Here is a 14,389-nt window from a genome sequence, read left to right as displayed (position 1 = left end):
TTTACTTTCTTTTCTTGTCCGACACAATAAGTATTCGCTACCTTTGTAGGCGAAAGATGAGTAAAATTAACCTTCGCCGCCGTCGTATAGCCCGTCTGTTGTTGACTTTGTTCCTCACGATGCTGGCTTTCACTATGCTCCACCGCCACCCAGAGGTGAAGAGCGTAGACAGTTCCTGCGAACTCTGCATCAGCCATATTCGGCACAGTGGCCACTGGTCTGCAGAGCATTTTTCATTGCAGCCGTGCTTGCTTTGCGAGTTAGCGTCGCTGCCTTTCCTTCAGGGAGCTGCACCAGCCTTTATAGTGCCTATTGCTCTCTTTGTTTTATTCACACCTCGGTTGGACCAACGCCGCGCTCTGGGCGTTCTGTCATTTATTATCCCAAGAGCACCGCCCGTTTTCATTTAGTTTTTTCTGAATAGATACAAGGTATTTCTCATTGTGTGCGGATGTGTTTTCGCACAGATGTGTTCTCTCTTTGTGTCTCTATGAGTGGTGGATCATTGGCTTTGGGCTATTGTTCTGCATCTCAGATCTCCATCTACTTTTAATAATAAGTTTTGCAAATTGCTGGATACTTCTGTGTGTCTTGCAACGTGCTATTCATATATACAATAAATAAAAATGAAAAGATTACATATCTTATTTACATTTCTCATACTCCTGTGCGCCACTTCCTTAAGCGCGCAGAACAAGACAGCCCGTCTGGACGGCCGCGTGACCGATGGTCCCGACGGACAGCCCCTTTTTGGCGTTCGCGTTCAGCTTCCTGCACTGAAACTCTCGGCAGTAACCAATTCCGAAGGTAATTATCATTTTGAGGGTCTACCAAGTGTTCGCACACAGATTGAAGTTTCTTACGAAGGTCACCAAACTATCGTTGAGCAAATCAATCTTACTCAAAACACACACAAAGATTTCGTTCTCTTAGAGCGTGATGCTCGTCTGGGCGAAGCAGTTGTCACGGGTGTGACGGGAGAAACTCGTCTACAGAAACTCTCTACGCCTGTAACGCTCCTTTCTAACGACAAATTGCGTGGTATTTCTTCTACCAACATCATAGATGCTTTGGCACACGAGCCAGGTATTTCACAGATCACTACGGGTAGCGGCATCTCCAAGCCAGTGATTCGCGGTTTGGGTTATAATCGCATTGTGGTTGTTAATGATGGTATTCGCCAGGAAGGACAACAGTGGGGCGACGAGCATGGTATCGAGATAGATCCGCAGAGTGTTCATTCGGTAGAGGTTCTTAAAGGTCCGGCCAGCTTGATGTACGGCTCAGATGCTTTAGCTGGCGTCGTAATTTTCCATGAAGCTCCCACATTGGCCGAAGGTACCATGCACTCCGAAGTATCTTCCGAGTACCAGAGTAATAACGGCTTGCTGAACTATTCACTCAACTTTGCTGGCAATAAGAAAGGCTTTGTCTGGAACGGACGTTTCAGTGATAAATATGCGCACGACTACAAGAACAAGTATGACGGCTATGTCTATGGTACAGGTTTCCAAGAGCGTGCGGCTTCTGTCATGCTGGGGCTTAATCGTGGTTGGGGCTACAGCCATCTGACTTTCGAACGCTATCATATTATGCCCGACATTGCCGAAGGTGAGCGTGCGGCCGATGGTTCTTTCCTTCGTCCCGACGGGAAAAAAGCTACGCACGACGATTTTCTCTCTTATCGCCACGGACTTCCCTATCAGCACGTTTATCATACCAAGCTCGTCAGTGATAACTTCTTCATCTTGCCCAAAGGTACGCTCAATTTTATCTTAGGTCTTCAGCAGAATCAACGTAAAGAATACGAGGAAGTGGCTCATCCCAATGTTCCCGGCCTTTATCTCTTCTTGCAGACGCTGAACTACGATGCACGCTATACGCTGCCTGAGCTTTCGGGCTGGAAAGTAGTGACGGGCATCAATGGTATGCTCCAGCGCGAGAAGAATAAGGGCGAAGAATTCCTAATCCCCGACTATCGTCTCTTTGATTTCGGTCTCTTTGCTACTACGAGCCGTGACTTCGGCCGTCTGAGTTTGAATGGTGGTCTTCGTATCGACCGCCGCCATATCAGTAGCGATGCCCTTGTTGATGATGGCGTGCAACGTTTCGAAGCTCTCCGCAAAAACTTCTTTGGTGTTTCGGGAAGCATAGGTGCCACTTATAAGGCCAGCGAACAATTCCTTCTGCGCGCCAATATAGCTCGCGGTTTCCGTGCTCCTACGATCAGCGAACTGGCTGCCAATGGTGTCCACGAAGGTTCTCTCCGCTATGAGAAGGGCAACTCTTCGCTCAAGCCCGAAACAAGCTGGCAGCTCGATATGGGTGCAGATTTCTCCTCCCCTATCGTTTCAGCTCAGCTCTCCCTCTTTGCCAACCTCCTCATTAAGAACTACGTCTATTCAGTACGTCAGCTCGATGCTCTGGGCAAACCGCTCATCAAGGACGATCACGAAGTTTATCAGCACCAGAGTGGCGACGCTCGCTTGATGGGAGGTGAATTGATGGTCGACGTTCATCCCCTCGAACAGCTCCATATCTCCAACACCTTCTCTTATGTCAATAGTGTGCAGCTCCATCAGCCCAGAGAGTCCAAGTATCTGCCTTTCACGCCCGCCCCACGTTGGAATTTCGATGTTCGTTATGATTTCATCCGCGACGGTCGCGTGTTCAACAACGCTTATGCTGCTGTTGGTGGCGAGGTGAACCTGCGCCAGAACCATTTCTATGCTGAAGGCGGCACCGAAACTGCCACTCCGTCCTATACGCTTGTCAATCTCTCCGCTGGTACTGACATTCGCATCAACGGTCGTAAGTTCGGTTCTCTCGTGCTGACGGTTCACAATCTCTTTGATCGTGCTTACCAGAACCATCTTAGCCGTCTGAAGTATGCTGATGAAAATCCCGTCACGGGACGTCGCGGCATCTTCAGTATGGGCCGTTCATTCAATATCAAGTTGAATATTCCAATCGACTTCTGATATTTTTCAAAAAAGGCGAGAACGCTGCGTTCTCGCCTTTTTTATTGTTCACCAAAGTCTCTGTATTTTTCTCTTCATCTGTCGCTCTCATCGTCGTCCTTGATGTGTTTTTTACCCTCATAAGTGAGCAGTTCTTCGCGCTTGAAGCGATAGCTGGTAGAAGCCAGCGACTGACTCTCATCAAAGCAGTTGGAACGAACATCAAAGATGCCGCAGATGAGGTCATAGAGCAAGTCGTTGGTCACATATTTCTCCGCATTGTTCTGCAAGGCCTCCATGCGGCCCGGATGCAGCGAGCGATATTCCGAAGAGAGGTAAGCGAAGAGCGGAATACGTGTCATCTGAAATCCGTCGAAGTTTGGCTTGCGGCGTCGCCCAGGTTCTGTGGCGTGGTCGCTGCAATAAACCATGGCGCGCAGGTTGAGCCGTTGGCGCGCATAATCGAACACTTTCTCCAATACCATGTCCGTATAAGCCAGTGAGTTCTTATAGTTCACCACATTGTCCTGAACGCCCGGTATCCCCCAACGCGTAAATTCTTGCGGGTAGCGGTTGATGAAATTGAAGTGGCTACCAATCAGGTGGAGTACAACAAAATTATTCTTCGTCGGATCTACCTCATCGAGGAAGTCGAGTAGCGACGCATCGTATTGCACCTTTCCCACTTCCTGATGCGTCCATTTCGCCACATCTGCCGTCTCGGCCACGAGAGAAATAGGCGTATCGAAAGTGCCCAAATGCCCTTGATTGCTATACCAATGCACGCGATAGCCCAACTTATGGGCCATGTCAACCACTGAACAGGATTCTGAAAAATCCTTATCGTTGTATTGGTTAAACTCCGTCAAGGCGCGTTCCAACGAAGGCACTGTTTGCATCGAACAAGAGTAGGCGTTCGGAAAGAGCACGAAATGTTCGCTATCCTTTTTGCACGCGCGAAGCCACGGTGTTGTGTCCTCGGGCAAGTCCTCATGAAAAGCACTCATAAAGTCGCGGCAGCCCGATTCGCCTATCACGAGCACCACCGTTCCCGGCTTCTCCGTTGGCTGTCCCAAGGCTTCCGCTTCGAGGCTGTTCACGCGTTTTTCGGTAGAGGCCGCATAGTGGCGATAGCCCTCAATGTATTCTTTCACATCAGCATAGAGCGTGGCAATTCCCGTGCGTCCAAACACGCCGTGATGGCTTTTCCAAGTGTAGACGAGCAAGAAAATCGTCAGTCCGCCCACTATCGTCAGGCGCACCCAAGCTTCCGCATTCTCCAATCGCCCAAACGCTGGTGCGGGAACGGGATATGCAAAATTAACGAAGCATACGCCCGCCACAGCCGCCACCACAGGCACAACAGCCGCTAAGTTCTGCCACCAAGCAAACGAGCGGAAAAATTCGATAATCTCATTCCTGTCCGTCTCTTGAATAGTCTTCATCCCCGTTGAGTCGATACATACCCGATAGGTCAAATAATAGATGATTTGAAACAAAGGGATAAACACCAACACCACTTCAGCTGTCGTCACCAAGGTGCTCACTATCCTGCTGTCCGGTAAGAAAGCCGTCAGCAGAGCCAGCAGACCTGAAAGACCGCCAAAGAGATAAAGACCGAAATCTATATCCATATAGTTTTCATAATCGGGCGACGATTTGCGATGAGTGAGATGATAGAGCAGCGGATAGGTCAGCATCCACAACCCACTTATCCCCGCCACCAGCAGCAGGCTCGGAGCTGTGACCGGAACTTGCGCCACCGTCAGCGGAATACAGGCCAGCACAGCCGCCACGCCCAAGCGCCGCGTTTGTTGCCCGCGAGCGTTCCGCGCCATACCTTTATTGCATGAGAAATACACGATATAGGCCAGCAAGAGCGCACCTGTTATTAAAAAGAAGTATTGCATGATTTCAGAGTTTGGCGCGAAGTTAAGAAGATTATATGAAAATAAAAAGCCCCTATAGCTCAATGGGGAGCCCCCTCCACCTCCCCCATGAGGGGGAGTGCTCGGCTGCCACTTGCAGCAGGATTCTTCAATGACTTATTGGATTTCTGCTTCCTCAGTTTTGGTTCTCAGACAGGTCTGACCAGTCTGACCAGTCCGAGAACCAAAGCTGAGCACTCCCCCTCATGGGGGAGGTGGAGGGGGCTAAATTCAGTCAACATATTTCTCACTTTCCCTCTCCCACGAAAGCCACAAAATCCTCCACGAAAAGGAGCAGGCGACCCATCCAGCCTTCCTGCGCGCCGATACAATAAGACTGTCGGCGGATTCCCTTATTGCGTCAGCTGACAGAATAAGGAAGCCAGCCGACATAATAAGGAAACTGACGGGTAGGATAAGGCCGTAAACGAGCAGAAAAATGAAAAAAAGCAGTTTTTTTGAGGTGAAAAACCAGAAAAACCGGAAAATCTCACCCAAAACTATCCTGCAAAATCCTCCACCAAAGAAAAATTTCGGCCAATTCCCTCTTTTCGTGTGCTAAAAGGAGAAAGCGGTTTGTAAAATAATATATTACTTTTTTAGCATAAGAAAGCAGTGCGCAACATGAGGTTTGTTGAGCACTGCTTCCGTATATGTCGGTCGGGAGAATAAGGACTCAATCCAGTTGTTTCAGTCGGTCGCGTAAGAGCGGTACTCCCTTGGATGCCACCTCCTGTATAACCTCTACCTCGCGGCGTGTGGGCACGCGCACCGGCTTCGGGTCGATCACGAAAATAGGACTGTTGGCCGGCGCATAGCGGATGAGGCCCGCTGCGGGGTAGACGTTGAGCGAACTGCCTATAATCGCAAAAATATCGGCCTGCTCCACTTCGTGTGCAGCTAAGTCGAGATTGGGCACAGCTTCGCCAAACCATACGATCCATGGGCGAAGCAGCGAACCGTCTTTGGCCTTCTCGCCGTGGCGAACCTCGAGGCGGTCGGCAGTGAAAGTCTCCCAGCAGCGCGGATTATCGGGGTCGCGACTCGAACAAACGCGCATGAGCTCACCATGGAGATGGATGACGCGATGACTGCCCGCGCGCTCGTGCAGGTCGTCCACATTCTGCGTGATCACCGTCACATCGTAGTCCTGCTCCATTTCAGCCAGCACCAAGTGCCCAGCGTTGGGCTGAGCCGTGGGCAACTGCTTGCGCAGACCATTGTAGAAATCTGTCACCAAATCAGGGTCGCGCAGCCATCCCTCGGGCGTGGCCACTTGCTCCACGGGGTATTTCTCCCACAGTCCGCCTGTATCGCGGAAAGTTTCAAAGCCACTTTCGGCACTGATGCCCGCACCAGTCAATACAACGAGTTTCTTCTTCATAATCATAGGTCTTAAATCAGGCTCTTTCTCTCTTCTGATAGCGCGGAAAGTATTCATCCGTGGGCATGAAGGAGAAAAGAGTAGGTAGTTTTCGCAAAAATACCTAAAAGTGTAGGTTATTCTCCTATAGATGGGACAAAAAAGTAGGTAGACTTATGGAAAATTGTTGTATTTTTGCGCGAAATATCAATACATATAATAAAAAAGAAAATTTAGTATGGACAAACTTAGCTATGCCCTTGGTATGGTGATTGCCGAAAACCTCAAAGGTTTGGGCGCAAACAATGTGGACACGACCGACTTTGCGAAGGCTGTTGCTGACGTTCTTGCAGGAAAGAGCACAGAACTCACGCCGATTGAAGCACAAACAACCGTTCAGGAGTTTATGCAGAAACAGGAAGCAGAACGCAGCAAATTCATGCGCAAAGCAGGCGAGGACTTCTTGGCCGAAAACGCTAAGAAGGACGGCGTTGTGGTGTTGCCCAGCGGTTTGCAGTACACAGTGCTGACTGAAGGTACAGGTGCACAACCAAAGGCTACTGACCAGGTGAAGTGTCACTATGAAGGCCGCTTGATAGATGAAACTGTATTCGACAGCAGCTACCAGCGCGGTGAGCCTGCCGTATTCCCTCTCAACGGCGTGATAGCCGGCTGGACGGAAGGCGTACAGCTGATGAAGGAAGGCGCAAAGTACCGCTTCTTCATCCCCTATAACCTGGCCTACGGAGAGCGCGGAGCAGGCAATTCAATTCCTCCCTACGCTGCTCTTGTCTTCGATGTTGAACTAATCAAAGTAATGTAATTCTTTATATGAAGAAGATTTTATCCTTGGCTGTTATTGCAGCAGCCACGCTCTTTGCTTCCTGCAACAACGGAAGCCCGAAAGCAAGCATGAAGAACGATGTCGACACGCTCAGCTATGAGATTGGTTTGAGCCAAACAGCGGGCATCGAGAATTATTTCCAACAGTCTGGTATCGACTCGGCTTATATCGACGACTTCCTCCGTGGCGTGAAAGACGGTGCGCTGGCTGGCGACGACAAGAAGAAGCAGGCTTACTACGCCGGCGTACAAGCTGGTGTGCAGATGAAGACCCAGATGTTCCCAGGTATTGAGCGAATGATCTTTGGCAACGATAGCACGAAGAAACTCTCTTTGCGCAACTATCTGGCTGGCTTCACGGCTGGTGTGCGCCATAAGACTGCACTCAAAATCAATGGTGTTGAAATCGGTCCGCAACAGGCTGGCGAAGATGCCAATAAGCGTTTCCAAACTTTGCGTTCAAAAGCCATGGAAGAACAGTATGGCCCACAGCGCAAAACTGCGCAAGATTTCATCTTGAAGATGGCTAAGCAGCCGGGTGTTAAGAAACTGGCCGACGGCGTTTATTATAAGGTTATCAAGGAAGGAACTGGCGCTGTCCCCTCCGATACTTCCGTGGTGCGTGTTCAGTATGAAGGCAAGCTTCCAAATGGTCAAGTTTTCGACTCAACGGCGCGCAACAATGGCGGCAAGGCTGTACCGATGAATGTAGGCCAGTCAATCCCTGGTTTCAAGGCAGCTTTGAGCCACATGCCCGTAGGTTCTATCTGGGAAATCTATATCGCTTACGACCAGGCTTATGGCGAGGCAGGACAAGGTCCTATCCCTCCGTTCTCTCCGCTGATTTTCAAGGTACAACTTGAAGGTATCGGTCAGTAAATATAGCTACGAGGTACGATAGAGAAGATGTGCGCTGCAGTAGGCTACTGCTGAGCGGTTTCTCTCTCGTACCTCGTAATTCGTTTCTTATAAATCATCCATCATTATTCAAAGAAAATGAAAATCAGAACCATATTTACCCTTGCTCTGGCAGCACTGATGGTGCCGGCAGTGGCTCAGAAGAAGAAACAGCCCAAGACTGTGAAAGCAACTCAGCTTGTTCCTGCTCAACAGCTCAAACCTGTGGATGCAAAGGTCTTTTCTTATGCTTTCGGTGTGATTCAGGGCGGTAGTTTGAAGGACTATCTCATCCAGCGCGAAGGCGTTGATTCAGCATATATCAGTGATGCCGTTCGCGGTTTCAATGCCGACGGTAATTCTGTTGAGGCTAAGAAAGCTATGGCCTATGCCGCTGGTTTGAAGATTGCTAAGATGAATACAGATCGCATTATCCCAGCTATCAACAAAGAAGCTGCAGGCAAGAGCGATGCAAACTACGTGGACGCTGCAGAGTATGTACGCGGCCTTTCGCAGGCTGTGTTGGGCGAGCCCACAACGCTGACCGTTGATTCTGCCCAGAAACTCATCGAGCAGCAGGCTGCCTACACGCAGAACATCTACAAGCAGGCCAATCAGGCTTGGCTGCAGGCCAACGCAAAGAAGCCGGGAGTTGTTACAACAAAGAGCGGCTTGCAATACAAGGTGCTCGTGAAGGGTACGGGCGCTGTGCCTTCCGACACTTCTACTGTGGAGGTGAACTACGAGGGCAAGCTCATCGACGGTACTGTCTTCGACAGCAGCTACCGCCGCAATCAACCCGCTCAGTTTAAGGCCAACCAAGTTATCAAGGGTTGGGTTGAGGCTCTCACCCACATGCCCGAGGGCAGCACTTGGGAACTTTACATCCCTGCTGAACTCGCTTACGGCTCCAATAATCAGCAGCAAATTCCGGCCAACTCTACGTTGATTTTCAAGGTGGAATTGCTCAAAGCCAATGCTTCTGCTAAACCGCGCAAATAATAGCGCATTTCTATCACATAATAAAAGCTGAACTCTTTATTAGGAGTTCAGCTTTTTTGTTTCTTCCTTTGGCCTTTAGCTCAAAGCCGTGGCTGAGGATGAAAGAGAAGAGGCTTCTCCCCATAGAGTGAGAGAAGCCTCTGTATGAGTTACCACGAAGTAGATTTCTTGTATTTTGGATCGATGCTGGGGAAGAAGGTGAATCCCGTAAGGCGTTCCAATTCGGCAACAGAGATAACGTAGTTCAAATAGTTATCGTTGGTGGCTTTGTGGTCTATCTTGAAAGCTAAGGTCTTTGCTTCGCCCGTTGTGCGATTGAGAGCGCAGATGGCCTTAAAGTAGTACTTCGGTATGGCTATATCGACACCTTTGTTGTCCTTCATATATGTAATTGTAGTATTTTCCGCTGTGGTCGGCATTGCTCCAGTCACCACGTAGAGGGTATCAGTGGTGGGCATATACTTTGAGCGCAACGCAGCCTCTAATTTCTGCCACGTTTTCTGGTTCAGACCCGACAATTGCGGGGTCATGTTGGTGTAGTAGAACGTTTGGTTGTTGGATTCCTCCGTAACCAAGCGGTCGGCACTCGGTATCTGGTGACCGCGATCATAACCATGACCGAGACCTTTCTTCATTGTTGATTGCTTAGACTCAGGAAGTTTGGGATCATAGCCCCACGCGTTGGTGCGTTCGCCGTTCTTCTTCGTGTAGAAAGCGCAGAGGGGATACGCCACCCAATAGGCCATTTTCAGCGTTGTATCGTAGAGCATTTCATAGGAGCGTACTTCCTTACCGCCATAGTTGAAGCTGTGCTGAATATATTTGAGTTCTTCTTTCGCACGCTGGGTGTCGGTGATGAAAGGTACTTCCACGTAGCCGTTAACTCCCGTTGGTGGCGTGTCAGGATTGGTTGATGGATTGGAAGAACCCGTTATCGACACGTTCTTTACCTCCCATGTACCAGCAGAAGCAGAGGTACTGGTGTAGACAAAGGCCACCTCTACGGCTTGCCCAAGGTACTTGGAGAGGTCGATAGAGACTTTTTTGAACGTGTAGCTCGTGGGGTAGGTGCTGATAGTCTGCTGCTCCCACACACCGTTGTCGCCTCTGACGTAAACAGAGACTTCCTGCGTGATGTCTTGGAAATACTTCCCTGCGTGCTCGAAAGTGAGCGTGGCAGAGGTTGTGTTGAGCAGTCCGACTTTCGGAGAGATGAGCCAGCTTTCTGTAGCGTACTTTTCACTATTGGCATAGCCCGACGCCTTCATACATGCGTATCTGCTGTCGCCTTTCCAAACCGTAGAGAAGCCTGCCGGCATCGTTGTGTTCAGCACCGAGAAATTGCCTTGTTCCCCATTCAGCGCGTTAGAATAAGGAAGAGAATAGACAGATTCATAAAAAACGGAATCGACATTGTTTGCGTTGAAGCGTACGTCCTTTCCGTTGGTCTTGCTGATAACCATTACGTCCTGCGCCTGCATGTGGCCGTAGCCTGCCATAAAGGTCAGAAGCAACAGTGTCCTGATAATTTTATTCATAGTTGAAAATGTTATTAGATACAAGTTGGGGAATAAAAAATAGAACAAACAGGAGACGAGGAAGGATGGTTCTACGCTTCGGCCCAAAGGCTGCGTTTGGATTTTTCTCCCTTGTCTCCTGCTGTCGACTTATTTATTAAGTTTCCAAGTGGCACCGTCCTTGGTGTCTTTTACTTCAAATCCGTAGGCAGCAAGTTCGTCTCGAATCTGATCACTGGTGCTCCAATCCTTAGCAGCCTTGGCCTTGGCGCGAACCTCAAGAAGGAGATCGATGGCCTTACCAAAACTCTCTTCACGTGCGGCATTGCCGTCGGTTTCGGCTTTCAGACCGAGGATGTCGAAGGAGAAAGTGTGGAACACCTCTTTCAGCTTGGCCAGCGCATCGGGTGTGATGGTCTGCTTCTTATCTATGAGCTGATTCACAACGCGGCAAGCGTCGAACAGGTGGCTGATAACGATCGGCGTATTAAGGTCGTCGTCCATTGCCTCATAGCATTTCGCCTCCAGCTCTTTGGCATAGTCCAGCGTAATACTTCCGTTGGCCGCTGCCTCAATGCGCTCTAAGTTTGCAATAGTTTCCATCAAGCGGTCGAGGCCTTTCTTGCTGGCTTGGAGAGCTTCGTTGCCGAAATCAACTGTTGAGCGGTATTGCGCCTGCAAGATGAAGAAGCGTATAGTCATCGGACTGTAAGCTTGGTCTAACTTCTCGTGCTCTCCCGTAAAGAACTCGAACAGCGTGATAAAGTTGCCCAAACTTTTCCCCATCTTCTTGCCTTCGATGGTTATCATGTTGTTGTGCATCCAGTAGTGAACCATCGGCTTCCCTTGCGAAGCCACAGCTTGCGCTATCTCGCACTCGTGGTGAGGGAACACGAGGTCCATTCCTCCTCCATGTATGTCGAACTCTGTGCCGAGGTATTTTCGGCCCATCGCCGTGCATTCACAGTGCCAACCAGGAAAACCATTGCTCCAAGGGCTGGGCCAGCGCATAATGTGCTCGGGCTGGGCTTTCTTCCAAAGGGCGAAGTCTACTTGATTATGCTTTTCTTCAGTGCCAGCCAGATCGCGACTGTGGTTAATGATGTCGTCGAGATTACGTCCCGACAACACACCGTAGTGATACTTCTGATTGTACTTTTCTACATCGAAATAGATAGAGCCATTAGCCTCGTAGGCAAAACCATTGCTCATAATCTCCTTTACAAGTTCTTCTTGCTCGATGATGTGGCCTGTGGCGTGCGGCTCAATACTTGGCGGCAACACGTTGAGTAGATCCATTGCTCGATGGTAGCGGTTTGTGTAGAATTGCGCTACTTCCATCGGTTCGAGTTGTTCGAGCTTTGCTTTCTTAGCTATTTTGTCGTCGCCGTCATCTGCATCGTGTTCGAGATGGCCTACGTCTGTAATGTTGCGCACATAGCGCACTTTGTAGCCCAGGTGCTTGAGATAGCGGAACAGAATATCGAAGGTGATGGCTGGACGCGCATGTCCCAAATGGGGATCGCCGTAAACGGTGGGACCGCATACATACATACCGACACGCCCCTCATGGATAGGTTTGAATAGCTCCTTGGTACGCGTCAGCGTATTGTAGATGTAAAGTTTATGGTCTGTCATATTATTGGTTGTATATATTTTGTTGCAAATTTACTTGAAAGTGTTGAAAGTCACAAGTATGTGGCGGAATGGCGCGAGGTTGCAAGCGATGAAGAGATGGCTTGCAATCTCTCTTTCGTGGCTCAAAACGAGCACTCTCTGCGCAGCGGATAGTTGCCACGAAGTTGCTCGAAAAGCATCGGATACTTCTTTAGCGACATACTATCTACCAGCGGATCGTAGCGTCTTAGTTGCTCACAGGCAGGCTGCTCAAACGGATTGTAACGATAATTGTCCGGAAGAGCAGGTGGAAGGATGTTGAATGTTATGTCCAGTCCGAAAAAATCGGCCACGGCTTGTAGCGACATTCGTGTGCCGTTCGTCTTTCCGTCGGCACTATAGCCCGCAATGTGAGGAGTAGCAAAGATGGCCTTTTCCAAGAGGCGTTGATCGATTTGTGGCTCATGTTCCCACGTATCTATAATGACTCCCCTCACGTACTTATGGTCGATAGCCGCCAGTAGGGCTTGTTCATCCACAACTCCTCCGCGTGCAGCATTGATGACGAGCGGCTGTTTTGCCCGACAAGCGGAGAAAAAATCAGCATTGGCCAAATGATGCGTAGGATAAGGGCCGTCCGTGGTCAGCGGCGTGTGGAAAGTGACAACATCGGCCTGTTCGGCAATGGTCTTGAGCTCCACGAAACCTTCTTCGCCGGCTTCGGCGCGGAAAGGGTCGCACTGCAAAACACGATAGCCCAATCGCTCGACAGCTGCCACTACTTCTGTGCCCACGTGCCCCACGCCGACCACGCCAATAGTGAGATTTCTCACCTCAAGCATTTTCTCTTGCTGCAATCTTAACAAGCAGCACGCCACATACTGACCCACGCTCGCGGCATTGCAACCTGGGCAATTTGTCCACCGAATGCCTGCTTCGGCCAACCAAGCTGTGTCGATGTGGTCGAAGCCTATGGTGGCCGTCACAACAAGGCGAACCTTCGACCCCTCAAGCAGAGCGCGATCGCAGCGGGTGCGCGTCCTCACTATCAGTACGTCGGCATCGCGCACATCGGTTGCCGTAATGTCGGCCCCGCATTTGTACACGGTTTCGCCCAGTTTCTCCGCCTCTCCCTTTATAAAAGGAATGGCGTTGTCAATGATAAGTTTCAATGCGATAGATGAATAACGAAATATCTACTTCTTCACTAAAGCTCCCATAGGATTACGCAGTCCTCGGCAGCCGCTGAGGAAAGCTTTAGCCGTTCCAAAATTCAGGTACATATCCAGACGGACAGGTAGGTGGTTTGCGTCGTCCGTCACATAGAACGTAACGATGCGCTTCTCCTTTCCGTCCTCCTTTTCCAGGTAGTCGAACACGAGGCAGCGGTAGGTGGTGGTGCGTCCCTCCATCTTCACGTTGTCTTTTCCTCTATATAAGAGCGTTTTCCATTCCGCGCGTTTACCCTCAGCCATAAGAAAGCTCTGGCGATGACCAGGACTATAATTTTCTGGATTAAAGGAGCGGGCACGCATCATCATGCTAAGCATGTCGAAAGCACAGTATTTCGACTGGAACTGCTTCCAGTGTGCTGGTTTGTCATCTCTTTTGTAGAACATCTTTAGGTGACACTGCCCGTTGGGGTATGTGTACCACACGCGCTCCTTTCTATACTGTCCGCCCTCCTTTGCATTCTTCTCGTAGTAGAGCGGAGAGAGGTTCAAACTTGAGTAGGCCGTCAGTGTGTCGCGCATGACGAAGTATTTGTCTGCTCTTTCCGAACCGCGCGTTATGAGTCGCGTGCGATAGGCGGGATTTCCGTTGTATTGTGTCTGCGAAACGCTCCAAGTGGCATTGCCCACTTTTATCCAGATAAACTTCCAATTGAAGTAGAGATCAAAAGCGAGCGTTTCTCCACTTTGGAAAGCTGTGTTTGAAGCGGAGCACTGCGCACGGACAAGGCCTGCAACGCTGCTCAGAACGATTGTCAGGATGAGTATTCTAAGATGTTTCATAAGTGTTAGTTATGTGTGACGAATTTCGAGAGACAAAACTGTTGTCGCTGTTAGGCCAATTTATTTGGTCTCCCGCTTTCTGTTCAAGTTTTTTTGATGTGCCGATTCGCGTTTGCTGTCGGTCTTCACTTTGGAGAGTTTTGCTGGTTTCTGCTCCGTGAGCGGCAGTGCGCGAAGTGTCCAGTTTTGGTCAACGTCCCAATTGGCGCGAACAGTAATCGGCGTGGGCAGATAGAAAACCTCCTCG

General features: G+C 49.8%; 12 protein-coding genes. 5 read left to right on the top strand and 7 right to left on the bottom strand.

Annotated elements, in window-relative coordinates; all coding sequences use genetic code 11:
* The first annotated feature begins 56 nt into the window (after positions 1-56).
* The gene (locus ABLA33_RS05195; RefSeq protein WP_347719502.1) at positions 57-410 is read left to right on the top strand and encodes a hypothetical protein; all 354 of its coding nucleotides are present in this window, start codon (positions 57-59) and stop codon (positions 408-410) included.
* Positions 411-626: 216 nt separating this feature from the next.
* Positions 627-2,981, top strand: a complete 2,355-nt coding sequence (locus tag ABLA33_RS05190) for a TonB-dependent receptor (protein WP_347719501.1) — start codon at positions 627-629, stop codon at positions 2,979-2,981.
* Positions 2,982-3,055: 74 nt separating this feature from the next.
* On the opposite strand, the gene ABLA33_RS05185 is transcribed toward ABLA33_RS05190, so the two are convergent.
* Both ABLA33_RS05185 and ABLA33_RS05180 read right to left on the bottom strand, forming a co-directional pair.
* Complete coding sequence (locus tag ABLA33_RS05185) at positions 3,056-4,870, bottom strand: phosphoethanolamine transferase (protein ID WP_347719500.1); 1,815 nt, start codon at positions 4,868-4,870, stop codon at positions 3,056-3,058.
* Positions 4,871-5,564: 694 nt separating this feature from the next.
* Complete coding sequence (locus tag ABLA33_RS05180) at positions 5,565-6,278, bottom strand: NAD-dependent deacylase (protein WP_347719499.1); 714 nt, start codon at positions 6,276-6,278, stop codon at positions 5,565-5,567.
* A 211-nt stretch (positions 6,279-6,489) separates the two neighbouring features.
* On the opposite strand from ABLA33_RS05180, the gene ABLA33_RS05175 reads away from it, so the two are divergent.
* The 3 genes from ABLA33_RS05175 (at position 6,490) to ABLA33_RS05165 (ending at position 8,993) form a co-directional block, all read left to right on the top strand.
* On the top strand, positions 6,490-7,074 hold the full coding sequence (locus tag ABLA33_RS05175) for an FKBP-type peptidyl-prolyl cis-trans isomerase (protein WP_347719498.1): 585 nt from the start codon (positions 6,490-6,492) through the stop codon (positions 7,072-7,074).
* Between the two features lie 8 nt (positions 7,075-7,082).
* Positions 7,083-7,973, top strand: coding sequence for an FKBP-type peptidyl-prolyl cis-trans isomerase (locus ABLA33_RS05170; RefSeq protein WP_311490823.1), 891 nt, complete (start codon positions 7,083-7,085; stop codon positions 7,971-7,973).
* Positions 7,974-8,090: 117 nt separating this feature from the next.
* A complete protein-coding gene (locus tag ABLA33_RS05165; protein WP_347719497.1) occupies positions 8,091-8,993 on the top strand; it encodes an FKBP-type peptidyl-prolyl cis-trans isomerase in 903 nt (300 codons plus the stop codon).
* Between the two features lie 149 nt (positions 8,994-9,142).
* On the opposite strand, the gene ABLA33_RS05160 is transcribed toward ABLA33_RS05165, so the two are convergent.
* From ABLA33_RS05160 to ABLA33_RS05140, 5 genes are all read right to left on the bottom strand, one after another.
* Positions 9,143-10,531: a DNA/RNA non-specific endonuclease gene (locus ABLA33_RS05160; protein WP_347719496.1), complete on the bottom strand. Its 1,389-nt coding sequence runs from the start codon at positions 10,529-10,531 to the stop codon at positions 9,143-9,145.
* Positions 10,532-10,660: 129 nt separating this feature from the next.
* Positions 10,661-12,148, bottom strand: coding sequence for a cysteine--tRNA ligase (gene cysS, locus ABLA33_RS05155; RefSeq protein WP_347719495.1), 1,488 nt, complete (start codon positions 12,146-12,148; stop codon positions 10,661-10,663).
* A gap of 122 nt (positions 12,149-12,270) precedes the next feature.
* Positions 12,271-13,299: a 4-phosphoerythronate dehydrogenase gene (locus ABLA33_RS05150; protein ID WP_347719494.1), complete on the bottom strand. Its 1,029-nt coding sequence runs from the start codon at positions 13,297-13,299 to the stop codon at positions 12,271-12,273.
* A 24-nt stretch (positions 13,300-13,323) separates the two neighbouring features.
* Positions 13,324-14,142, bottom strand: a complete 819-nt coding sequence (locus ABLA33_RS05145; RefSeq protein ID WP_311490818.1) for a DUF3108 domain-containing protein — start codon at positions 14,140-14,142, stop codon at positions 13,324-13,326.
* A 60-nt stretch (positions 14,143-14,202) separates the two neighbouring features.
* On the bottom strand, positions 14,203-14,389 hold a 187-nt coding region (locus ABLA33_RS05140), incomplete at its 5' end, for a hypothetical protein (RefSeq protein ID WP_347719493.1).

The organism is uncultured Alloprevotella sp. (assembly GCF_963536905.1).
In the GTDB taxonomy this organism is placed as follows: domain Bacteria; phylum Bacteroidota; class Bacteroidia; order Bacteroidales; family Bacteroidaceae; genus Alloprevotella.
The sequence above is the reverse complement of the archived record's forward strand: the minus strand, read 5'-3'. Positions and strand labels throughout refer to the sequence as shown.